The sequence below is a fragment of the Dysgonomonas sp. HGC4 genome (assembly GCF_001261715.1).
GTDB lineage: Bacteria > Bacteroidota > Bacteroidia > Bacteroidales > Dysgonomonadaceae > Dysgonomonas_A.
Genome location: NZ_CVRU01000119.1, coordinates 1 through 23,561, shown reverse-complemented (window position 1 = coordinate 23,561; position 23,561 = coordinate 1). Strand labels below are relative to the sequence as shown.

The following is a 23,561-nucleotide window of genomic DNA, read 5'->3' as shown; positions in this document are numbered from 1 at the left end:
GACTTTATATTTGCCACTGTTCCTGTTTATAGGCACTGTCCCAGAACATCCACTCCAATTTAGAACACATAACAAATGCATCTGTCATTGCCTTACGTTGGGCTTGTGTACAAGTATCTGCCACCTCGTTACAGATGAAGATTGCGGTCTCTACCGACTCGGCAAAATCATCTCCTCCATAAGTATTTATCCAACTTTGGTATGGATTTTCACCTTTAGTCTGATTTGCCAATATATAATCGCCCACCTCTTTGTATATCCAAAAGCAAGGCAAAACGGCTGCCAAAGACACCTCTATTGGGGCATTAGCTAATTGCTTCATCAAAAAAGAAGTATATAGCAGGCAACTTGGCGAGGCTTCTATCTTCTCTTTTTTATCCAATTCGTGTACAAACGATTCGTGTAATATCTTCTCAACAGCAACACTTTCTCCTGCAAAATGAATAAAAGCTTCGATATGTCTGGGATTACTCAATTTCGAAGCAATAGCGATCAACACTCTGCCGTAGTCCGCCAAATAAATAGCATCCTGCTGAATGTAGAATATAAACTTTTTATTATCGAGTGTGCCATTCATCAATTCTTTTATAAATGACAATTCTTGTATCTTTTTGTAGACTGGTTCAATCGCCTGCCATGCTTCTTCACTCCATTTCATATGCTAATTTTTGTCTTCTGAATTATACTTCTAAGTTGTAAAGCCGATTCTTTCGGATTCACTGCCGACATTATTGCCGATACTACCGAGATACCATCAGCACCTGCCTCAATTATATCGGCAGCATTGGTTTGATTAATTCCTCCGATGCCCACAATAGGATGTTTACTTATTTTCTGAATCTCCCGTATACCACTTAATCCCAGAGCAGGAGCTGTATCGGTTTTGGTGGAAGTTCCAAACACAGGCGATATGCCGATATAGTCAACATCCAATTCGTTTGCATCAATGGCATTTTGCAGACATTCTACCGACAAACCGATAATCTTATCCTTACCCAACAGTTTTCGAGCAATTGCATAAGGCATATCACTTTGTCCGATATGTAAACCCTCAGCATCACAAGCCAGAGCAATATCTAAACGGTCATTGATAATCAATGGGATATTATAAGGTCGTAAACATTCTTTCAGAAGAATTGCTTGTTGATAAAATTCAAGAGTAGAACAATCCTTTTCACGAAGTTGCACCATAGTCACTCCTCCTTTTGCAGCTTCGCTTACAACATATTCTAATGTCCACCCTAGAGAAAGCGATCTGTCGGTAACCAGATAAAGAGTTAAGTCAAATGATTTCATTACAATTTCAATTTATTTCGGAGTGTGTTTTCATTCAGATTAAATAATTCATCCAGAAAATGAACCTGCATACTCCCATTACCTTGCGATTTCGCAGCCGCCAATTCTCCAGAAATACCCATTACAGCCATTCCATGAGTTGCCGCTTCTAACATATTAGGGTTAACAGCAGCAAATGCTGCTACAATAGTAGTAGCGGTGCATCCCATGCCTGTCACCCAAGACATCAGCGTATTACCATTTGACACCATTTCTGTTATTTGTCCATTGGTAATATAATCGGTTTGCCCACTTATAACAACTACTGCACCTGTATCCTTAGCTAAAGTTTTAGCAGAATCAAGTGCCGAATCGGATGAACTTGTGCTGTCTACTCCTTTAGTCTTAATATTGCTGTTTACCAAAGACATAATCTCAGAAGCATTTCCTCTGATTATTGATGGTTTGCACTCCTCTAGTATTTGCTGGCATACTTGGGTTCGATACGAAGTTGCTCCTGCTCCAACAGGATCGAAGATGATAGGTGTTTCCTTCGCTTGTGCTGCTTTTCCTGCAATAAGCATAGCTTTAACCCAGTCGGTATCTAAAGTACCGATGTTAATCACGAGGGCAGATGCAATATTTACCATTTCGGAAACTTCATCCACTGCATGTGCCATAACAGGTGATGCACCAATGGACAAAAGAGCATTTGCCGTGTTATTCATCACTACATAATTGGTTATGTTATGGATGAGGGGAGATTTTTCTCTGACCAGATTCAAATCTCTTACTAAGTTTTGGATATTTATCATACCTTTTAGAATCTAAATAAAAAAAAGCCGCTTCGTGCAATACGAAACGGCTTTATAAATAATATATCGATGTGATGATTATTCAAAAAGTCAACCGTTTCCCTACGATGTCAATTACAACATATCAGGTTCAAGGGTCTAATCTCAGCTCTTTCTACGAAAGAACACCCCCAACAGTGATGACTACAAACTTATAAAAAATATCTGAACTGAATGGATTTATGACCGAAATATAAATTCATTTAATAAATTACATTCTCTTTTGTGATTGTATAAAATAAACGTGAAAAAATATGCTGACTTTATTTGAGTTATCAGAATTACTAACAGCATTGAAGTGCGATTATGAGATAATTCAACATAATCAGCCTATTTTGAAAACGGAAGATGCCAGCAGATACTTTGACTATAGCAATGCCGCTCCCGTTTTTATTGTAAAAACGGAGAAAGGGTTTTATGCTTTAATTGTCAGTAATCAATATAATCGTCTTGATTTTAAAAAGCTCGCACAAGATTTAGGCTTTTCAAAAATGAAATTAGTCGAAAAATCAGATATACTTAAAATAACAGGATATGAAGTAGGTACTATACCATTAATTGGACACAAATTACCTTGCTTATTTGATAAAAGGCTTTTGGCTTTTGATTACATTTATGGAGGAACGGGAGCTCAATTTCAGACCCTAAAGATAAACCCAAAGGATGTTATTAGATTAAATAACAATACAGTAGAAATAGAAATTCAATAGTTTAGAATATAATGATGGAGAATACTATAATAAGAAAGGCTGAGCAAACAGATTTAGATTCTATTTACGATTTAGTTTGTGAATTAGAAGATACCAAGTTAGACAAAGAGGCTTTTACTCAGATTTATAAAAGGCAAATCTCTAATAGTAATTTTCACCTTATAGTAGCTCAGAAGAATGAATTGGTTACAGGATTTTTGTCCTTGCAAATAAAGGAACATCTTCATCATGCAGGAAAAATAGCAGAGATAGTAGAATTGATTATTCACGAACCTTCTCGTGGATTAAAAATTGGTGATTTGCTTTTTCAGGCAGCTAAAGAGATTACCAGAGAGAGTAATTGTTTACAGCTAGAACTCTGCACAAATGTAAGACGGATAAGAGCACATCTGTTTTATGAACGTCAGGGTATGAAGAAATCTCATTATAGCTTCACAATGCCTCTTTAGAGATTAGGCTAATGTTCTTCCAACGCAAAAAGAGCTGTAGAACACAGCTCTTTTTGCAATATCATGTAAGAGAAATCATTTCTTGTCATTCACCTGAATATAGGTCTTTTTATCTAGCCCTACCCCAGTAATAGTTACTTTCTTCCAATGAGGAGGCATTGCAGTTCTTAATTGTCTTATTCCTCCCTGAGGATTAATGTCCAGACCTCCAAAACCCATCATTACAGCTTGCAGTAGACCTCCAGCACCGGTTGCAAAGTAAGGATTAGTACCTCCTTTATATTCTGCCATTACTCTGAATGGAGGATTTAAATTGGGTAAATATGCATCTTTAAACCAATGGTAAGCTGTGGCTCCGTCTCCAGCTCTGCTATAAAGTAAGGCAAATATTGCTTGTGTCATAGCAGGAGTATCTCTATCTGGAACTTTTGTTTCATAGAATTTTAAATCTTTTATTATCTGATTCTGGTCCGTTACAATACCAAGCGGATACGCTAATAAATTTACATCTGCTTGTTTTATCTTCTGATCTGTATATGTATCATGTTCGCGTGTAATGCCATTTTCCATAGTAAAGATCGGAATATTATCTGCTATCTTACTCCATTCTTTTGGTGCCGCAACTCCAAGTACTGCAGCACATTCTGTTGCATATTGTAAATTCTTAATTGCAGCTCCATTTGTATAAGCATTGTTATCTACATTCTCTGCCCATTCATCTGCCGCAACTACATTCTTAATTTCATATTGTCCTTTATTGTTTAGTTCTACTCTACTTGCCCAAAACTCGGCAGTAGCTTTTAATATTGGCCATCCTTTTTCTTTTAACCATTCTATATCCTGAGTAACCAAATAATACTGCCAAGCTGCAATACCAACATCGGCTGTTATATGATGCTCGAAAGTTCCCGACAATGCCCAAACGGGACACTCCTCCGCTCCACTCGCTGCACTTTCCCAAGGAAACATAGCACCCGCATAGCCATAGATAGCAGCTTGTTGTCTGGCCGCATCAAGTCTTCGGTAGCGATATTCTATCATACTCTTTGCTATTTTAGGATGTAATAGTAAGAGAGGAGGATACATAAATATTTCAGTATCCCAAAAGACATGCCCATTGTATCCTAATCCACTCAACCCCATAGGTGATGGCGAAAGGTCGGTATTCTCACGAGTAAAAGAATAAAGATGATAAAGCATGCTCCTTATATCTTGTTGTGCTTGCGGATCTCCATCTATTTGAATATCACCTTCCCATAATTTATCCCATGCCTTTTGATGTCGGTTTAGCAAGCGCTCCTTTCCTTCGAGTTTTGCGTATATGGTCATACGTTCTGCTTGATTAAAAGGATCGGGAGTCTGCACAGATGAAAGCAGTGTTCCAACTACCGAAAAAGAGTATTGTTCCCCTGTTTTTATTTCTTTAGCAAACTTTGCACTATGCTTGTTACTATCTTCTACTTTATGATATATTTTAGGCTCAGACAAAGGAGCTTCTTCGAAAAGGAAAGTGTTAGAAACAGCAACTTTAATATTCTTAGATGGACTGTCTGCAATAGAAGTGAGCAAAGGAATATATAGGTGAGGTCTGTCTATTTCGTGATAATAGTTCTGCTGATCTCTAAGTGAAGATGGAGTCTCTAATACATTCTCTGCATCTATCTTTATGCCAGACTTAGCTTTTATATTTACATCAAGAAGAACGCAATGAGGTAAATTTCTCAAAGCATAATAAGAATAGGTTACCGTAGCTATATTTTTATAATCGAATGATCCGGAGAAACTCCCTTCTTTCATATTCAGTTCTTGTCTGAAATTAGAGACGTTTCCGCTATGGAGATAATCTCCATTTATGGATAGATTCAGATTTAAAAGATTATAATTAGGCAAAAAATTACTCACCCTCCCTCTATTGTATATATCATATACTCCTGCAAGAACCACTTCTTTTACCTTAAGAGGTTCGGGAGAAGATATAATACCAATCATACCATTGGCAACCGTAACCCCATAATAGTTACTAAACTCTGATTGATTCGCCGATATTATCCACGGATTTTGGGCTTTAAGAGTAAAGACTGAAATTAGGATAATAAAGAGTAATAAAGTGCATTTATGCTTCATCAGGTGAATTCTTGATTAGTTGGTCTATTTCGTTTATGTGTAAATTCAAATGGCTTAGATAGCCTTCTATCATATTGTGCAGGGTTACTTTATTCCCTTCGAAATCGTTCCAATAGTTTTTTAATTTCGTATGGTCTACTGTTTTTATAATCTGGATAATGTGAAGGTTATAAAACTTCCACAATTGCACTAGATTAATCCAATCTGTATGCTGATAGTCCTGAACTACAATCCATAAGTCATTATCCTGACGATAATCGGGAAACTCTAAGTATTTATTATATTGTAATCTTACTATTCGTTGATGATTGTTGGATGCAGAATCGACCAAATGACCTAGTATTTGTTTAATTGTGCGGCTCTGTTTATTTTTACATCCACCAATTGTGTCAATAGGTAAACCTGTAAGTATTGGTTCCCATGTTTCTACAACCCGATGAACTCCATTCGTAATATCAGTAAAATCGGTATTCATATATGATGTATTTTAAAGTTCAAGCCTGTTTTTAGATAAGGGAAATACGCCCTTCAAACAGATTAACAAATCTAGTAATAAATGATTATAATATCTTCGGCGTTATTGTAAACAAAATTAAAAATTCTCCACAATGCAGTTACATTTTGATAGAAATACCATTCAACATCTAAGCATCATCCATCTATGAAAATAAAGAAAGCCACCTTGAAAAAAGGTGGCTTTCTAATATTTAAGTGAGAAACTTCAATTTGTTTATTCTTTATTCCACAGGTGCTATCTCTTCATTATAAAGAGCTTTTACTTGACCTTCAACCAGAGCAATATTGTAGAACTTAATTTCGTCCATTGCTCCTTCGAAATGATCCCAAGATGTTGGAGTATCCCATCCAGACCAGTCCCATGATGCCAATGCTTCTTCGTAAGTAGTAGCAGCACCTATCATCAGAGGCAATTGTTTGTTAAGTGACGAAATGTAAGCCGGCATGTGTGCCCCTCCCAAATTAGGTTTAGTAGTATTTGTCCACTCTTTGGTCAATCGTCCATTTACATAGAAAGATAATTTCTGATTGCTAAGATCTAATGAAACTACTACATGTGCCCATTTACCTGGAGCCACCGATTGATCGTATTCATTGTCAGCATCTGTAAACCCTAGAGTTGATTGAACTGTGAAGAACGCTTTACCTTGTTCTTGTATCTGGAATTTCCAGTTATTCCAATAGTTTAAAGAAGCTACATAGTTTCCACCTTTTGTTACATCAGGCTTTAGCCAAACAGCAATACTCAATTGTTGTCCTAAGAAATCAGCAGGAGCATAATTAGGAATTTCAAGATGCGAACCATTTTTAAAGTGAATAGCTTTACCTTTCACTCCCTCTACAAACTCAGGTAATGATGTTATTGGAAATATTTGAGATGGACCAGCAGTTAAATTAGCCGTAAGTTTTTTAATACCATCACTCACTAAAGATGAACCTTCTCCTTCATCAAATCCCCAGCCTGCAATAAGCGCCTCAACAGGAATACCAATGAGTCTCGAACGTAGAAACTTATTTCTAGCTTCTTCAAGATGGATAGTCATATTCTTTATATCCTGACTTGACAATGAACCTTGTTCTAAAACACTTTGAATAAGGTTTAACTTAGCTTCAAATTCGTCTAAACTCGATTGCTCAAACTCCGTAGTAGTTGCTGTTTCCCAAAGGTTGAAAGCATCTGCAAGTTCAGCTTTTAATGCTGTTGGGTCTCCCGGTATAAACACCTCTTTATCATCGCTGCTACATCCGGCCAATAAGGGAAGTATAAGCAGCAGTGATACTGCCCATACACCCATTTTATATAATTTATTCTGTTTCATAACCTGTTTCTTTAAAGTTATTTAATACCATGATTAGAATCTACTTCTGCTTGAGGAAGAGGGAAGTAATAGCGTGGAGACTCCCATTTGAAATTAGGTCCTAGAGCTGCACTTGCAACTTCTTGACCCCATCTCATCAAGTCGAAGAATCGATGAAATTCAAACCCTAATTCTCTACGACGTTCCGTATAAATAGCTGATCTCATTTGAGATTGACTTACAGCTTTTACTTTATCTAATCCGGCTCTTGCTCTTACTTTATCTAAAGCAGCAACACCTTCCGAAAGATTACCTTTTTCGGTATATGCTTCGGCTTTCATCAATAAAATATCAGCATAACGCATATAGATATAAGGAAGTCCGCCATCACCTTTTGTTCCCCATGCAACTTCAGATGCAGGTTGATTGTGTTTTCTTATCAAATAACCAGTTGTACTCCAAGTCGGATCGAAAGGCTCACCGTTTACCCAATTGTGACCATCGCGACCAATAGAAATATCTAAACGAGGATCTGTTTTTCCATCAATTGTCGTTTCGTCGAAAGAAGCCACATAGCTGGCAGTAGGCGCATTTGTATAATAACCGTTTTCAATTAAAGGAGCAAACCATTGGTTCAACGAGTTTCCTACTCCTGGATTTTTGTTACTCATATGACGAACCGCAAATACTACTTCTTTACTATTCTCTGCTCCCAGTTTAAACAATGTAGCATAGTTAGGCTCTAAATCATAACCCAAAGGCTCAATATTATTCACAATGGTTGAAATACTTTCGTCCCATTTTTGTTGATAGAGTTGAGCTTTAGCTAATAAGCCAAATGCGGCTCCTTTTGTAACTCTTCCTGCATTTGCCGCGTCATAACTTGCAGGTAAAACAGCAGCAGCTTCTTTTAGATCTTTCTCAATCTGAGCGTATATATCAGCCACTTCGCTCAATCCTAAATTTACGTTAGATGGTGAAGATGGTACCAATCTCAAAGGAACTTTTCCCCAAATATTTACCAAATTGAAATAATGATATGCTCTGATAAATTTAGCCTCTGCTATCATTTGTTGTTTTGTAGCATCGTCAATACCTGAGTTGTAAACTCCTGTAATAACATTGTTGGCACGGCTTATACCTTCGTAAGTAAATTTCCAATAAGTATATAAAACTCCATTGGACGATTTAACTTCGAAGTTATCAATAGAAGTCATGTCTGCCTGATCTCCGGGGTTTCCACCTTTTACAGCATCATCCGAAGCAATATCACCAAATACCCATATCATATTTGAAGAAGTGGTGAAACTCAAATTATTATAAACACCTGTTAGTACAAGGTCGGCTTCGGCTGGAGTATTGAATATATTATCGGAAGAATGCTCCCCTTTCAGAGGCTCATCCAAGAAGCTTTCACACGATGTGAAAAGAAAACTTCCCGCTAATGCTAATATAAATAGATATTTTTTCATGTCTAATTATTTTTAAGTAATGAATAGGTTTGTGACCTTAAAAAGTCATATTTACACCCAAAGTAAAAGTCTTAGCTACGGGATAAGTACCCCAATCGATACCATTTCCTCTATCTCCTTCTCCTGAAGAGTTAGCACTTACAGTCATTTCGGGATCAAGTCCATTGTATTTAGTGAACGTGAATAGGTTCGTAGCACTTCCAAATACTCTCAGATTACTAATAAGTTTTCCTTTAGTAGGAAAAGTATAGCCTATTTGTACATTCTTTAATCGAAGGTATGATGCGTCCTCTAAAAAGCGAGAGGAAACCATTACGTTATTCGATTTTGCATTCCATGAAGCTCTTGGGTGTGTATTAGATGTACCTTCACCTCTCCAATAATTGTCATAATAATCTTTAGACACATTAAATCCGCGATAAAATCCGTCGGTTTCATGACCGATTTGACGGTATATTTCATTTCCGAAAGCACCTTGAAAAAATACCGATATATCCCAATTATTCAAGTTTCCTTGTAGGTTTAATCCCAGTGTTTGAGTTGGAATAGAACTACCCATATGCTTTCTGTCTTTTTCATCAATTACACCATCACCATTCAAGTCTTTGTACTTAACGTCTCCAGGTTGAACATTCGCACCTTGATAAGCAGATCTTACAATCTCCGATTCATTTTGGAAGATTCCATCCATCTCATATAAATAGTACGAACCTAGAGAATAGCCTTCTTCGATAAGTTTTGCATAGATACCAGTATCAACACGTCCTCCTTGAATAGGCGCATCTAGTTTCAGCATCTTATTTTTCAAATATCCCCAATTTAAAGCAATAGAGAATCCAGCATTTTTATATTGTTTTCTCATATATACTTCCAAGTCGACACCTTCGTTAAGTACCTCTCCGCTATTCACCCAATATGGTGCTGCATTTCCGATTGAAGGAGGAAGTGGTGCTTGAAGAAGGAGGTCTTTAGTTACTTTATGGTAATAATCGGCACTAAAACCATATTCTCCATTCAAGAAAGCCATATCCAAACCAAGATTTAACTGGTTACTAGTCTCCCATTTCAAATCGGTATTACCTAATTGAGTTTGAACATATCCTAAAGAGGGATCTCCTCCTCCAATAGGATAGTTAGCATAAGGCATATATTTATCAGTATAGGCATAGAGTGCAACATCTTGGTTACCTACTGCACCCCATCCTGCTCTTAGTTTAAGCAAATTAACAACGGGCGTAAGAGGTTTGAAAAATTCCTCTTCATTTACATCCCATCCTGCTGATAAAGCATAGAATGTACCCCATCTGTTTCCTTCTGCAAAACGAGAAGATCCATCTTGACGTATCAATGCAGACAAGTAATATTTATAATTGTAGTTATAATCTACTTTTCCAAAGAACGAAAGCAATGATGATGCCCAATCGGCACTATATTGTGTGTCTCCATTTATAGAAGAACCTGCATTTTTATTTGTTCCGTTATAGCGGATAGCCTCAGTACCAACCATTGCAGTAAGACGATGCGAATCGTTGAATGTATGTGAGCTGCTTAATACCGAGTTTAGAGTCCAACCCAAATCTTCATTGCTGGCAAAAGATCTGCTACTTGGGTTATTTATACGATCATTTGTACCCCATGTTTGATTGTAAGCATTCAACTCACTTTTTTTGTAGTCTATACCAAAATTGGTATTCCAGATCGAGTTATATGGTAACTTAACTTCTACATTGATTTTACTCAATACTGTAGTTTCATCACGTTTACGATCTGCCATTTCGGCTACTCCTAAAGGATTGTAACCTTCACCAAAGAAAGTATCATACATAGCATGTCCAAAATATTCACTTGGCTTGTCCACAAATTTGCCATTCTGATCATATACAGGTATTGCCGGATTACGCATATAAGCATATCTAACCACACTACCACCTTCGTCATTTCCATATCCGTCACCCGAACTTGGAACTATATCGGTTGTAGATTTTCCAGCATTTGCCGACAATCCTATTTTCAGCCATTTAGTAGCCTGATAATTAAGATTGGTACTTCCTGTAAATTTCTCGAACTTACTATTCTTAATAATACCTTCTTGATTATAGTAACTACCAGAAGCTAAATAATTAAACTTGTCTTTTCCTCCGCTTACTGACACGTCATGAATGGTCATAAGTCCTGTTTGGAAAATTTCTTTCATGTGATCTACATTTGCGAAATCTTTCATCCATTTTCCTTCAAGAAGCTCTCTTCCATCATTTTTAGCGGCAGCATTGTAGATGTTGATATATTGAGATGTATTAGCCATTTCAGTTAAACTGCCATGGATTTGTGCACCAAACTGTCCATTATACGAAACTTTGGCTTTCCCTTGTTTTCCTTTTTTAGTAGTAATCAATACAACACCATTATTAGCACGAGATCCGTATATAGCCGATGCTGATGCATCTTTTAATACAGATATATTTTCAATATCAGTAGGTATTACTGAGTTCAAACCATTACTGGCAGGAATTCCGTCAATAATATAAAGAGGATCATTAGATGAATTGATAGATCCTACCCCTCTGATACGTATAGTTGCTCCTGCACCGGGTGCTCCACTTGCATTAGTTACCTGTACCCCTGCAACACGACCTTGTAGAGCCTCGGTTGTATTAGAAACAGGCAATTGAGTAAGTTCTTTTGACTTCACGTTTGTCAAAGCACCTAATACCTCACGTTTCTTCTGTGAGGTATAACCAACTACAATTACTTCATCCAATTCTGAGTTCGACACAAGCTTTACATTAAGAGTGCTTGTGTTTTGAACTGCTAGGGTCTCAGATTTATAGCCAACATAAGAGAACGAGATACGATCTCCTTTCACATCCAGAGTATAGTTACCATCCAAGTCACTAGCTGTTCCATTAGAGGTTCCGGGTTCAATAATTGCAACCCCTATGAGGGTTTCTCCAGTAGTTGCATCTGTAACAACTCCGGATATTGTTTTTATCTGCTGTGCCAATAAAGTAATGCTGGTCAGCGATAGAAACATTATGAATAATGTTTTCTTTAACATGGCTTATTTAATTTAGGTATATCATAAAATATTTGTTTTCATACTATGTAAATAAAAAGGCTGGTAACCTTATTGGTATGAGATAGTATATTTTCCATCTGCTATTATTTTACCATTCTCAACTGCAAGTTTTGTTCCTGCAGGTAGAACGACTAAAACACGAGCATCATTTGCTCCAATTTTGAAATTGGATGCTGATGAAATATTCTTAGAAACATACTCTTTTGCAACAATATCAAATAGGTCAACAGGTTGTTTAGTCTCGAAGCTTACCGATTTCTCTTCGTTATGAGGATTGTAATACAGATAAGTAGGGAACTGACGTTCAGCATAAAAATCCGTTACATTACAATTCAATTGAAGAATTCCTTCCACATTGGTTTTTCTCACCATTGCTCCGAAAATACCCATAGGAGAAGAACTGTAAACGCTGAACATACTTTCTGTTGGATTGCCTTTTGCCCATTTAGGCCCATCGCCAATTGCCACAGGCTCTACTCCTTTTAAAGAAGCTTTACCATAATCGTCGGCTTTACGTAATCCTTCGTACGAAATATTGTTATCAGTCAGATTCTTAAGTTCTGGAGCCCATTGGTGTTTATCGTCAATATCCTGAGGGAAGAACAAACGGCTTGCATTTACATTATTCAGCATCCATTTACCAATTGCTTTTGCATATTGAGGTTGGTATTTAACCATTGGTACGAAAGGCCAAGCCGGTTTGATACTATTCATCCCGAAAGCATAACCTCCACCATCAGTAATACTACCTTGCAGACCATTTACTTCGTAATCGCCCCATTTGCCAACAATAATACCCCATCCATAACGTCCATCAGGGTTTTTACAACCATCGAATGTCCAGTCAAGTAATTTCTTAACATCATAGTTTGTTCCTTCCGTTGCGTTCAGATAAGCCGCGGTATAAGCACCGAGAGGTAATAATATTTCGTAGAAACGGCTTTCTTTTTGGTTTACTAATGCTTCAACAGCACTTTTAGCATGCTTCAAATAACGAGGATCGCCAAATTTGTGATATGCACAAAGTAATACATAAGCATGTCCCCCTGCCGCATCTTGTTGCAAAGGAATATGGTTTACCATACCTTTCATCTGTGCATAGTCGAAGTACGAATAGTCGTAATTACCATTCAATATAGAGTCTGCTTTTACGAACTGTTCGGCAACCGTACGCTGAATTTGTTCTGCCCCTTCGACATTCGGGAATACATCGGAAACAGCATAAAATAAAGCATTCGGGAATACATCGTACCACCAATCTCTGCCATATCCACCGCCTAACATGCCCACGCTAGGAGTTGTGTTGTTCATCACAATATTCCAACCATTTTCGGTGTTGAAATAATTTTGAATCATCTTCACATAGTTATAACCATCTTGATTTGTTTTGTCTATTCCTACAAGTCCTGCACCTAAAAGAGCAGCCAAAGAGTTTAAGCTTTCGTGAAATTCTCCATTATTAGCATCTTTTCCTTGACGGACATCTTTCAATGCAGTATATAAACCGAATGTAGTTTGATCTACATTGCGTCTGCTATCATCTAACCAGATGAGGTTACCTACTTCGCTTTTATTATTCCAATCAAAAGTGAAGCGGTCGAAAGATTTCGATTTAGCTTCCCAATCAAGAATCTTGTATGGACTAGGCATATTCGGCATAGAGTCTACACGTGCAATAGATACTTGTGCGACTTTCGTTCCAAACGATTCGCTTTTAGTATTCGAACACGATACAAACGAAGCCAAAACAAATAGACCTAATAGATACTTAGTTTTTTTCATTTTCATCAATCATATTAGTTTGCTTAATAATATTCTTAGCTAAAGGATAAGAGATAAGTTGTAATGCCGCTACTACTATAAGTGCATACTTAAGGGCAAAATCTTGCGACACGCCATATGCAAGGAAAATAAATAATAGTAATCCTGATGCTCTTCCTAAAAACAAGCCAAACTCGTGACTAAGGATGTAAGCATACTTATTTCTACCTTCAATTTTAGATACGGTATCAATTGTTTTCATCATAATAGGGAAATATGCCAAGTCGAATAACGGTTGGAAAATTACCTTACATAACACAAAAACAATCACACCTACTGCCGAGAAGAGAACACCATTAAAAAGTGTACCTATAAAAAATATAAGTAGTCCTCCTGTAAAGATTTTGATACGGTCTTCGGGTTTAGCAATACGTCCGAGTATATATACCAGAACTGCGGTTAAAGCACCACTTACACCTTGTATAAGCCCAAGTGCACCTTCGTCGCCAACAAGTTTCATTATAAGGATTGCAGGAGCTGTAACCAAGAAACCCTGCACCATTCCTTTAAGAGACGATAACACTAACATCTTCCTCCATAATACAGTAAAACGAAAATAGATGAAGTCTCGTTCAATGGGATTTACGAATTTACCTCTCCACAATACAATTGTAGCTAGAACTGTAAGTGCAATTACACCTATTGTTACTACCTGATATGCCAGATTTACATCAAAACTTATACCTAAAATAGTTACTCCGTCTATCTGACTAAGGAATGCACCAATAACCAACGGCACAGTTATAGAAGCTATTGAAAAGAAGAAAGATTCTAAACCAAAGAAATAATTTCGGTTTTCGTCTGTCGTATTATTCAATGTTAGTAAGTATCTGTTTGTCCAGAAAAATCCGGCAGCCGCACCCATCGAAAAGCCTGCAATACCCAATTCCATAAAGCCTAAAGACTTTATTGTCATCATGGCATACATAGACAGACCACTTACCAGTATACCTGCTGCATACAAGACTTTTACATTAACAATCCGTAACAAATAACCGTTGAGGCAAGAAGTTGCTACAATGCCCACATACATAAACAGTTGATAGAAAGCTACAGATATAGGATCGCTTGTATTACGCATAATATAAGCTCCTATAAATATCTCTACCACAGGTAGTACTAGAGCATAGAGCATGTTTGTCATCAGCAGGGTACGCATATTAGGTTCCTGCTGTTTGAAAAACAAATATTCTGATTTTAATTTATTCATTATGCTTGTTTCAATGATTTTAAGATCTCAGCGATTGAAAATTCAGCACCACATATTACCTCATCACTAGCTCCGTAATACATCTTGATAGTATCACCTTCTACTACATGACCGTTTGTAAATACTACATTACCAAAGAATCCAGTTTGTTCGTATTCAGCAATAGGCTCCATAATAGGTTCTTTGCTACGTGCTAGTACTTTTGAAGGATCGTTCAAATCCAATAAAAGAGCACCTAAGCAATAACGGTGATTGTAATCGGCACCGTGATAAATTTCCAGCCAACCTTCTTCGGTTCTGATTGGGGCAGCTCCTGCACCTACGCGAGCACAATCCCACATTCCTTCGCGAGTGGTGGCAATACATTTGTGACCACCCCAATGTAAACGGTCAGGCGATGATGATATCCAAATATAATTACCTCCTAGCTCGGGACTGCTTGGACGGTGTAGCGTGAAATATTTATCTCCTATTTTTTCTTCGAATAATGCACAGTCTTTATTGTGTGGAGGGAAAATCATTCCATGACGGGTATAGTTTTTCCAGTCTTTGGTGTGTATCAGTCCTACACCTACTGCTACGGAAGAAACTTCTGTGAATGTCAAAAAGAATCCATCTTCGGTAGTTGCTACACGACAATCTTCGATACCGAAAGCTTCAAGATCTCCTTCTCCGAAAATAGGAGGATACTCTGCTTCTTCCTTAAAGTTAATACCATCTTCGCTTGACACTAAACGTAAGTAAGACATGGTGGTTAGATAATTCTTTCCATCATATTTAATAACACGAGGATCAGAAGCGTCTAATTTAGGATCGTCTTTACCGAATGAAACAACTTCTATTTTGCCTTCTTTATTATATACTGGAAAACTGATAACATCATCTTTCTGTGTAGGGCGTTCTGCCACACGAAGCAATAACCATGTTTTACCATTGAATTTAAAAACTCCCGGATTTAGTAGACAGGTTATTTCCATTCCGTTAATTCCTGCTTCAAGGTCTGCAGGTTTTAATAATGGGTTTTGAGCGAATCTTTTTGCGATATCCATTTCTTTTATTCTTTATATGGTTAGTTTATTTTGTTATCTCGAAACAAAGCTATCGTGAACGACAAGCCATAAGGTGTACTATATTATCAAAAGAGTATACACGTGCTCTACAACATGTTTTCTCAGGTTTTAGAATCTCAATCTTTGAGTTTTCTGTAAACAATAAAACTATTTGGTTTGAGGTGTTTACTTCCCATTAGTACCGAAGTTCCTTTGGGTAGTGTTATTTCTTTTTCTATCCCGAAGTTTATTACAACAGTGATTTTATCGCCTTCGAAAGATCTGGTAAACGAAATTTGATTGTCTTCATATTCCAGATTTTCGTATTCGCCATATTGCAGTACTTTTTTACTGTTTCGCAAGGCTATTAATGCTTTATAGATATTAAGAATAGAACCTTTTTGAGAAGTTAGAGCCTCAACATTTAAGCTTTTATAATCAGGGTTAATTTTAATCCATGTTTTTTCGTTAGAAAATCCGGCAAAAGCATCTCCGTTCCAATGCATAGGGCTACGTGACTTATCTCGATTATGCTCGTTTCCAAAGCGAAGAGCTTCATCAAGGCTCTTACCCTCCTCTAGAGCCAGTCTGTATTGTGTTCGCCCCTGTATATCGACCATTTCATCGAAATTCTGAGCAATAATATTGTGCATTCCAATTTCTTCACCATAATAAATAAAGGGTACTCCTTTTGCGGTAAGCATTAAGGCTGCCAATGCTGTAGCTCTGTCTTGGTCACCATCTGCCAGCCGATCTATCATTCGTGGCATATCGTGACTACCGAAAAACAAAGTCGGGTAATTGCTCATGTTTTCTTCCATACTTTGCAATTCATCAAAAATGCGTTGTGCCGAAAATGATGCGATACTCCCAAAATTGAAATTAAAAACAACATCTAATAAATCCTGAGCTTGGTATTGTCTTAAAACCTCTATTTTATCGCTGCCTATTTCTCCCACAATAAAACGATCATCGTATTCGTTTACTGTGGCTTTTATAATCCGCATAGCATCTTTTACTCCTGATTGATTTATATCGTTTACGTGATCCTGTTGTCCATCTTTTGTTGGGTTATCAGTTGTAATTCCATCAGTGTTGAGAAAGTTGATTACGTCTAATCGAAATCCATCTACACCTGCATCAAGCCAAAAACGAAGAATGTTTTGTACCTCACTAACCACTTCTGGATTTGCCCAATTAAGGTCTGCCATTCTTACATCGAACTTGTGATAATAATATTGATTGGTTAAGCTATCTTTTTGCCATGCTGTACCCCCAAATAATGATTCCCAATTGTTGGGCTCATCTTTCCATATATAATAATCACGATAAGGATTGTCTTTCGATTTTCTTGATTCCTGAAACCACTTACAATCAGTGGATGTATGATTGAGAACCATATCTATGATTACCTTAATACCTCTTTGATGTGCTTCTTTTAGAAAAATATCAAAATCGGCTTTAGTACCATATGTTGGGTCAACTTCATAATAATCAGCAATATCGTATCCGTTATCTACTTTCGGAGAAGTCAGAAACGGGGTAAGCCAAATACCTTTAATTCCTAACGATTGTAAATAATCTAACTTATCGGTCATTCCTTTAAAATCTCCGTATCCATCCCCATTGCTATCTGCATAACTAGGCATGTATATTTGATAAAATACAGATTCTTTCCACCATTTTTTATCAATAGATTTTTCTTTTGCAACTCCTGTATTTACATTCATTATTAACAGGAAGAAAAGGGTAAGATTCAATAAGGTAGATTTCATAACTATTTTTATTTTTAGAGGTATTCTGTTCTTTTACTTTAATATTTCAGAAGAGTTGGTACAGTTCTAATTAGATAGTATATTATTAGTAATACTTCTTTTGAGTTACTCTTTAAATGTTCTGGTTTAGGTTTGTTTGCGTAATACGCTAATCAGTTTCTTTTAAACAAAGCTATCGCGAACGCCTAGCCATGAGGTGCACTATATTATCAAAAGAGTATACAGGTGCTATACAACATGTTTTCAGTTATTTTTCGTAGTTTTACAAAGGCAACTTTTGAACAAAAAAAGATCTGAAACCTTAATTCATTATCCATTCGAACACAACTATCACTATTGGTTGTGATTTAACGATGTATCATTAAGCACTTTCAGCTAGTAAAAAGAAACTGTATCTATGGAAAAATTATTAAAAATATTTCCCTTTAAATATTTCATTGGAGTGTTATTCGTAACCCTCTCATTACCTATGCATGCGACAAATGTTGTAAAATACCTATCAAACATCAACGGTTTGTCGAACAACTCGGTTAACTGCATTTTCGAGGATTCGGAACATACTGTTTGGATCGGAACATGGGATGGATTGAACGCCTATAATGGTAGAGATATTAAAACATTCAGATATAATAAAAATAACAAGCACTCTATCAGTAACAATATTATACGACAGATTGTAGAACAAGATGCTTCTTATTTATGGGTTTCTACGGACTATGGTGTAAACCGGTGGGACAGAAAGACTCAAACATTTACCAATTATTTTTTCGGACCAGATCACAAAGTTCCTAAGCAAGAGAAATCGTTTATGCTGGGACTTACATCCTCCCGAAAAGTAGTTTCGTTTGTGAAAGAACAGGGTTTGTTTTATTTTGACGATCAAGCTCAACTGTTCAAGGCTATAGATATTCAGATAAAAGGCGAGATTAAAGATTTCTTGATAGATAACAACGATAACGCCTATTTTCTCTTAAATAATGGCACTCTTAAATACTATAAAGTAAAGCAAACAGGAGATAACGTAATCTCATTCAACAATGAGAAAGAGGTGAAAAGTGATAGTTTTATTGACCGAATATTTTTTTCTGAAAACAAGCTTATCTTAACCTCTTCTAATGGACTGTCGATACTAAATGAATCATTGTCATTAATAAAACATTTAGATTTCAATTTATCTAAATCTATATCGCAAGCTGTTTATCACAAAGACATATTGTACATAAGCTTCTATGAGGGTGGGTGTATCAAATATGATCAAAAAGAAGATAAACTTACGGATGTAGAAGGTGTCTCTGATAGAGTACCTATCTTTACTATGTATTTTGGGAATCAGGATATCTTATGGATTGGAAGTGATGGACAAGGCGTTTTGCAAGTCTACAAATATGCTTCTCCTTTTCAGACTGTAAAGACGAATCATCCTGTCAGAAGTTTTTGTCAAAATGCAGATGGTGAAATATTAATCGGGACAAAAGGTGATGGCATCAAATTATTAAACAGAGAAACAGGGTTTGTTTCAGACTATAAGAATCTCAGTAACGGACTTATATCTAATTCGGTATATTCAATCAAGAAAAATAAACTGAATGACATATTTATCGGAACAGAAGGTGAAGGTATTAATATACTACATGCAAAAAACAATCGTTTACAAAAATTAAATATCCCCTCTCGATTCCCCATTTTTAAAGCAATTTATAGTATCTATTTCTCAAATAATGATTCTCTGCTTTGGCTAGGAACTTCGGGATATGGATTGATAAGAATCAAACTGAATAAAGTAAATGATGAATATGTAGTAGAAGATTTAGAACAATATATCTCCTCCGATCAGCGAAAATCGCTAAGTAATGATGTTATTTATACCATTATTCCTTCGAGTAATAAGAATGAATTGTGGTTTGGAACTCGAGGGGCCGGTCTTAATAAAGTAAATACTAAGAATGGTACTTTTGAGAATTTCGAAGATGTGCATAGCGACCTACCACTCACAAATAATGATATACTATGCTTGCTGAGCAGTAGCGATCAGAATCTTTGGATAGGCACTAGTTATGGATTGAATCGGTTGGAAACGGAAAGCAATCCGAAACAGATATTTCAATATACAGAAAATGAAGGTTTAAATAACAATACAATTCATGGGATATTAGAAGATAACTCAAACAACATATGGATAAGTACTAATCAAGGTATTTCTCGTCTGGATTCATCTTCTGGCAAAATAGCCAATTATACTCTTATGGATGGTTTGCAGAATGATGAATTTTCGGATGGTGCTTATCTTAAGGACAAAGACAATAATCTTTATTTCGGAGGGGTAAGCGGGTTTAGTTATTTCAATCCTGATAATATACAATTACGAAACTTCGATCCGATATTAAGTCTTAGCAGTTTGAAAATATACAATACCTCTCAAAATATCAATGAGAGGATTAAAGATGGAGTTTTACAACTGTCTTACGACGAACGCTATGTTACATTCTCATTTATAGCAAGCGACTTTATCAACAATGAGAACTGCGAATACGCTTATCGCCTATCTAATTATACCGAAGGATGGATTAACAACGGGAATAATCCGAATATTGTTTTTGCCAAGCTACCTCCGGGGAAATACAAATTGGAAGTAAGGACTACTAATGGAGATAAGGTTTGGAGTAAAAATATGTACGAACTTCAAATAAGTGTGGCACATCCTTGGTGGCTTAGTACCATAGCTATATTGCTTTATGTTTTATTGGCGCTTATAGCGTTGTATGTTACTCAATCGGTAATTAAGAATCGTATCAGACTTAATAGAGAGTTGTTTCTGAAAAAGATAGAGAAAGAACATCAACAAAAAGTATATGAATCTAAATTGAATTTGTTTACCAATGTTGCACATGAGTTTTTTACACCCTTAACTCTTATTTATGGACCTGCCCAACACCTGCTCGAAAGTGTAAAACTCGATAGTTATACTAAACGGTATATACAGATTATAAAGAATAATGCAGAGCGGATGCAGAAACTCATCAATGAATTGATGGAGTTCCGAAAAACAAAAACGGGACATACCCCCTTACATCCCGAAACAATTGATGTGAAGTTATTAACCGATTATGTTTCCGATAACTATATCGAGATGGCTCAGGAAAATAAGATAGACTATCAGGTGGCGGTGAATAATACATCTACTATAAATACAGATAGAGATTCATTGGAGAAAATATTTTTCAATCTGTTTTCTAATGCCTTTAAGTACACTCCACGAAATGGCTATATTCATATAAACGTATGGCAGGATGCAGAACATGAGAATGCATTACATATGACCGTTCGAAATTCGGGCAAGGGACTTACCGAAAGTCAAATGGCTGAGATATTCAACAAATATAAAATATTTGATGATACCCCTAAAGTACAAAGTGCCGTAAGTACAGGTATAGGGTTGAACCTTACGAAGGGTTTGACTGAATTGCTTGGGGGAAAAATTACAGTATCCAGCAAGTATGGTGAATCTGTACAGTTTACATTAGTGGTTCCTCCATTATTAATGGTAAAGCCGAATGTTGTCAGCGAAGAATCGAATGTTGTACCTCAGAGCAATTACCTGCTTAATATACAATCCAATAAAAAAGTATCTATATTGATTGTAGAAGACGAGAAAAATATCACCGAATTACTTAAAGATATTCTTACACCCTATTATACAACACAAGAAGCGGTTGATGGAGAAGACGCATTAAACCAAATAGAGATTAATCGCCCTGATATTATAATAAGCGATATAATGATGCCCAATTTGGATGGAATTACATTAATCGATAGATTAAAATCGAATCCTAAAACTGCACATATTCCAATTATCAGTATTTCTGCAAAGAATACAATAGAGGATCATATCAATGCTTACAAGCATGGAGCCGACTTGTACATCAGCAAGCCATTTCATCCTCGTCATGTACTATCAACTATTGAAAACCTGATAAACAAACAAGCAACATTAAAAGAGTATTTCAATTCGAGTATATCTTCCGAGGTAGTAAGAGACGGAATTACGATGCATCAAGAAGGCGAAAAATTTCTAGAAGATATAATTTCTTTCATAGAGAACAGTATGGATGACGAGTCTCTTAATCCGAACTCTATTGCTGACTTCTTAGGTATAAGCAAAGCTACTCTTTATAGGAAACTAAAAGAGCTTACAGATAAAACTCCAAGTGAGTTTGTTAGAACAATACGACTTGCACATGCGTCGAAGCTGCTCAAATCAACTCGACTAACTGTTTCTGAGATTATGTTTAAATCTGGATTCACCAACAAATCGTATTTCTATCGGGAGTTTGCAAAACAATACGAAATGTCGCCCAAAGAATACCGAGATGCCAATGATACACCCAACTAATAATTATTTGCTGATTGAAAGAGTTCCATTTAATTTCAGATCTCGAAAAAACGATATACAGTCTCTCGGTATATCTAATAAAAAGAATAGTTTCTGAGTTTAATGATATAATACCCTCTGAACATTGTATAACCAGCCAGTGTTTAAAGTTTGATTAAAATAGATATTTAATGGAAGTAGCACTTATATTTACTGGTTCACTGATTTTTTTCTCATTAATTTTTAATGCCCTTTTTGAGAAAACCAGAATACCGAATGTTCTTTTTTTACTCTTTGTCGGGTTGCTGATTGGTCCGGTTTTTCACCTTGCCAGCCCCGAAGATTTAGGTCGATTAGGTAAAATTTTCACGACTATAACTCTTATTGTTATTCTTTATGAAAGTGGAACACGACTCAACTTCGATGGTATAGGCAAAGCTATCGGTCCCGCAAGCCTCCTCACCGTATTTAATTTTCTCGTTCCGGTAGGTGTAGGTATGGCAGTAGGGTATTATGGATTGGGACTCGATTTATTACCGAGTGCTTTTATGGGAGCTTGCGTTGGTAGTATCTCTACTCCTATTATACTACCTATGCTAAAACAACTTAAGTTAGGAAAGAAAGCCGAAAGTGTAGTTTTTCTCGAATGTGCATTAAGCGATATCGTCTGTCTAATAGGAGCATTGGCTCTACTTGATGCAATGGATAGTGGTTCATTTAGTGTTGCTGATACTATAAAACACATGGCAATCTCACTTCTTTTTGCTACCTCTATCGGTCTTGCCACTGGTTATTTTTGGACGAGCATACGACGATATGTTATAACTAAACTAAAGAATAGCATGTTTACCTCTTTCGCTTTGGCATTTATTATCTATGGTTTTTGTGAACTTTTAGATATCAATGGAGGTATGGCAGTCTTATCATTTGGTTTTATGTTGGGTAATATTGATGAATTTTCCAATATTCTTGAGAAACGAGATCCGGAGAAGAATTTCATAAAGCGTAAAAATCCGATGCTACTTATGGAAGATGAGAAAAACTTCTATTCGGAAATTGCATTCATCTTCAAAACGTTCTTCTTTGTTTATATAGGAATGAGCATTAAGTTATCCGAGTCGGATCATATAATAATGGGAGTTCTATTTATATGCCTTATGTTTATTGTGCGTATACCTTCCATTGCTCTTTTTTGCAGAAAAGGTTATTCATCCCGAGATAGAAGAATCATGAGCATACTTAATCCAAAAGGGCTGGTATCCGCAGTATTGGCTTCAATGCCTTTACAGTTAGCAGTAACAGAACAACAAATACACGAAGGCGAAATAATTCAAAACATAGGCTATGCAAGTGTTATGTTTAGTATTATTATTTTCAGTTTACTGATGTTTCTAGTTGAAAAATTCGACAAGAAGGATAAGACTGTTGGTCTAAACGATAATATATAATAAGAGGATTGATTAACACCGTGCATGTCTAGCGGTTTTAGTATAGTCTTTCTCAGAAGAATAATGCACCGCAGGTTATTATCTATAACTTACGGTACATTAAGTAATCTATGTA

The 23,561-nt window shown here is 36.4% G+C and carries 16 protein-coding genes and 1 riboswitch; of the genes, 4 read left to right on the top strand and 12 right to left on the bottom strand.

Annotated elements, in window-relative coordinates; translation table 11 throughout:
- Nucleotides 1-4 precede the first annotated feature (4 nt).
- The 3 genes from HGC4_RS12240 to thiM are packed head-to-tail and all read right to left on the bottom strand — an operon-like array spanning nucleotide 5 to nucleotide 2,090.
- Complete coding sequence (locus tag HGC4_RS12240) at nucleotides 5-658, bottom strand: TenA family protein (protein WP_050710429.1); 654 nt, start codon at nucleotides 656-658, stop codon at nucleotides 5-7.
- Nucleotides 655-1,296, bottom strand: a complete 642-nt coding sequence (gene thiE, locus HGC4_RS12235) for a thiamine phosphate synthase (protein WP_050710428.1) — start codon at nucleotides 1,294-1,296, stop codon at nucleotides 655-657. Before thiE ends, HGC4_RS12240 begins: the two co-directional genes overlap by 4 nt.
- Nucleotides 1,296-2,090: a hydroxyethylthiazole kinase gene (gene thiM / locus HGC4_RS12230; protein ID WP_050710427.1), complete on the bottom strand. Its 795-nt coding sequence runs from the start codon at nucleotides 2,088-2,090 to the stop codon at nucleotides 1,296-1,298. Before thiM ends, thiE begins: the two co-directional genes overlap by 1 nt.
- An 82-nt stretch (nucleotides 2,091-2,172) precedes the next feature.
- Nucleotides 2,173-2,272, bottom strand: a riboswitch (TPP riboswitch).
- A gap of 111 nt (nucleotides 2,273-2,383) precedes the next feature.
- Between thiM and HGC4_RS12225 the strand changes: the two genes are divergently transcribed.
- Together HGC4_RS12225 and HGC4_RS12220 are read left to right on the top strand one after the other, a co-directional pair.
- Nucleotides 2,384-2,839, top strand: a complete 456-nt coding sequence (locus HGC4_RS12225) for an aminoacyl-tRNA deacylase (RefSeq protein WP_050710426.1) — start codon at nucleotides 2,384-2,386, stop codon at nucleotides 2,837-2,839.
- Between the two features lie 11 nt (nucleotides 2,840-2,850).
- On the top strand, nucleotides 2,851-3,288 hold the full coding sequence (locus HGC4_RS12220; protein ID WP_082204169.1) for a GNAT family N-acetyltransferase: 438 nt from the start codon (nucleotides 2,851-2,853) through the stop codon (nucleotides 3,286-3,288).
- 75 nt (nucleotides 3,289-3,363) lie between these two features.
- Here HGC4_RS12220 and HGC4_RS12215 read toward each other — a convergent pair whose 3' ends face one another.
- The 9 genes from HGC4_RS12215 to HGC4_RS12175 form a co-directional block, all read right to left on the bottom strand.
- A complete protein-coding gene (locus HGC4_RS12215; protein WP_050710424.1) occupies nucleotides 3,364-5,412 on the bottom strand; it encodes a glycoside hydrolase family 65 protein in 2,049 nt (682 codons plus the stop codon).
- Nucleotides 5,402-5,887, bottom strand: coding sequence for a hypothetical protein (locus tag HGC4_RS12210; RefSeq protein WP_050710423.1), 486 nt, complete (start codon nucleotides 5,885-5,887; stop codon nucleotides 5,402-5,404). Before HGC4_RS12210 ends, HGC4_RS12215 begins: the two co-directional genes overlap by 11 nt.
- A gap of 262 nt (nucleotides 5,888-6,149) precedes the next feature.
- Nucleotides 6,150-7,247: a LamG domain-containing protein gene (locus tag HGC4_RS12205; protein WP_050710422.1), complete on the bottom strand. Its 1,098-nt coding sequence runs from the start codon at nucleotides 7,245-7,247 to the stop codon at nucleotides 6,150-6,152.
- A 17-nt stretch (nucleotides 7,248-7,264) separates the two neighbouring features.
- Nucleotides 7,265-8,698 (bottom strand): RagB/SusD family nutrient uptake outer membrane protein, encoded by a 1,434-nt coding sequence (locus HGC4_RS12200; protein WP_050710421.1) that lies wholly within the window; start codon nucleotides 8,696-8,698, stop codon nucleotides 7,265-7,267.
- 37 nt (nucleotides 8,699-8,735) lie between these two features.
- Nucleotides 8,736-11,753 carry a SusC/RagA family TonB-linked outer membrane protein gene (locus HGC4_RS12195; RefSeq protein ID WP_050710420.1) on the bottom strand — a complete coding sequence of 1,006 codons (3,018 nt, stop codon included), beginning with the start codon at nucleotides 11,751-11,753 and terminating at the stop codon, nucleotides 8,736-8,738.
- Nucleotides 11,754-11,822: 69 nt separating this feature from the next.
- On the bottom strand, nucleotides 11,823-13,562 hold the full coding sequence (locus tag HGC4_RS12190) for a glycoside hydrolase family protein (RefSeq protein WP_050710419.1): 1,740 nt from the start codon (nucleotides 13,560-13,562) through the stop codon (nucleotides 11,823-11,825).
- Entirely contained in the window at nucleotides 13,543-14,805 is a 1,263-nt protein-coding gene (locus HGC4_RS12185) for an MFS transporter (RefSeq protein ID WP_050710418.1), read from the bottom strand. The genes HGC4_RS12190 and HGC4_RS12185 overlap by 20 nt, the downstream gene beginning before the upstream one ends.
- Entirely contained in the window at nucleotides 14,805-15,854 is a 1,050-nt protein-coding gene (locus HGC4_RS12180; protein WP_050710417.1) for a glycoside hydrolase family 130 protein, read from the bottom strand. Before HGC4_RS12180 ends, HGC4_RS12185 begins: the two co-directional genes overlap by 1 nt.
- A 137-nt stretch (nucleotides 15,855-15,991) precedes the next feature.
- Nucleotides 15,992-17,629 (bottom strand): alpha-glucosidase, encoded by a 1,638-nt coding sequence (locus HGC4_RS12175; RefSeq protein WP_050710416.1) that lies wholly within the window; start codon nucleotides 17,627-17,629, stop codon nucleotides 15,992-15,994.
- Between the two features lie 397 nt (nucleotides 17,630-18,026).
- On the opposite strand from HGC4_RS12175, the gene HGC4_RS12170 reads away from it, so the two are divergent.
- Nucleotides 18,027-22,019: a hybrid sensor histidine kinase/response regulator transcription factor gene (locus tag HGC4_RS12170; protein ID WP_050710415.1), complete on the top strand. Its 3,993-nt coding sequence runs from the start codon at nucleotides 18,027-18,029 to the stop codon at nucleotides 22,017-22,019.
- Between the two features lie 170 nt (nucleotides 22,020-22,189).
- Nucleotides 22,190-23,446 (top strand): cation:proton antiporter, encoded by a 1,257-nt coding sequence (locus tag HGC4_RS12165; protein WP_050710414.1) that lies wholly within the window; start codon nucleotides 22,190-22,192, stop codon nucleotides 23,444-23,446.
- The last annotated feature ends 115 nt before the right edge of the window (nucleotides 23,447-23,561 follow it).

Excerpts from the sequence above, each read along its gene's own strand:
- HGC4_RS12180 (WP_050710417.1), bottom strand. The coding sequence starts at position 15,854 with ATGGATATCGCAAAAAGATTCGCTCAAAACCCATTATTAAAACCTGCA.
- HGC4_RS12215 (WP_050710424.1), bottom strand. The coding sequence starts at position 5,412 with ATGAAGCATAAATGCACTTTATTACTCTTTATTATCCTAATTTCAGTC.
- HGC4_RS12170 (WP_050710415.1), top strand. The coding sequence starts at position 18,027 with ATGGAAAAATTATTAAAAATATTTCCCTTTAAATATTTCATTGGAGTG.
- thiM (WP_050710427.1), bottom strand. The coding sequence starts at position 2,090 with ATGATAAATATCCAAAACTTAGTAAGAGATTTGAATCTGGTCAGAGAA.
- HGC4_RS12205 (WP_050710422.1), bottom strand. The coding sequence starts at position 7,247 with ATGAAACAGAATAAATTATATAAAATGGGTGTATGGGCAGTATCACTG.
- HGC4_RS12240 (WP_050710429.1), bottom strand. The coding sequence starts at position 658 with ATGAAATGGAGTGAAGAAGCATGGCAGGCGATTGAACCAGTCTACAAA.
- HGC4_RS12220 (WP_082204169.1), top strand. The coding sequence starts at position 2,851 with ATGATGGAGAATACTATAATAAGAAAGGCTGAGCAAACAGATTTAGAT.
- HGC4_RS12190 (WP_050710419.1), bottom strand. The coding sequence starts at position 13,562 with ATGAAAATGAAAAAAACTAAGTATCTATTAGGTCTATTTGTTTTGGCT.
- HGC4_RS12225 (WP_050710426.1), top strand. The coding sequence starts at position 2,384 with ATGCTGACTTTATTTGAGTTATCAGAATTACTAACAGCATTGAAGTGC.
- HGC4_RS12195 (WP_050710420.1), bottom strand. The coding sequence starts at position 11,753 with ATGTTAAAGAAAACATTATTCATAATGTTTCTATCGCTGACCAGCATT.
- HGC4_RS12175 (WP_050710416.1), bottom strand. The coding sequence starts at position 17,629 with ATGAAATCTACCTTATTGAATCTTACCCTTTTCTTCCTGTTAATAATG.
- HGC4_RS12200 (WP_050710421.1), bottom strand. The coding sequence starts at position 8,698 with ATGAAAAAATATCTATTTATATTAGCATTAGCGGGAAGTTTTCTTTTC.
- HGC4_RS12185 (WP_050710418.1), bottom strand. The coding sequence starts at position 14,805 with ATGAATAAATTAAAATCAGAATATTTGTTTTTCAAACAGCAGGAACCT.
- HGC4_RS12165 (WP_050710414.1), top strand. The coding sequence starts at position 22,190 with ATGGAAGTAGCACTTATATTTACTGGTTCACTGATTTTTTTCTCATTA.
- HGC4_RS12210 (WP_050710423.1), bottom strand. The coding sequence starts at position 5,887 with ATGAATACCGATTTTACTGATATTACGAATGGAGTTCATCGGGTTGTA.
- thiE (WP_050710428.1), bottom strand. The coding sequence starts at position 1,296 with ATGAAATCATTTGACTTAACTCTTTATCTGGTTACCGACAGATCGCTT.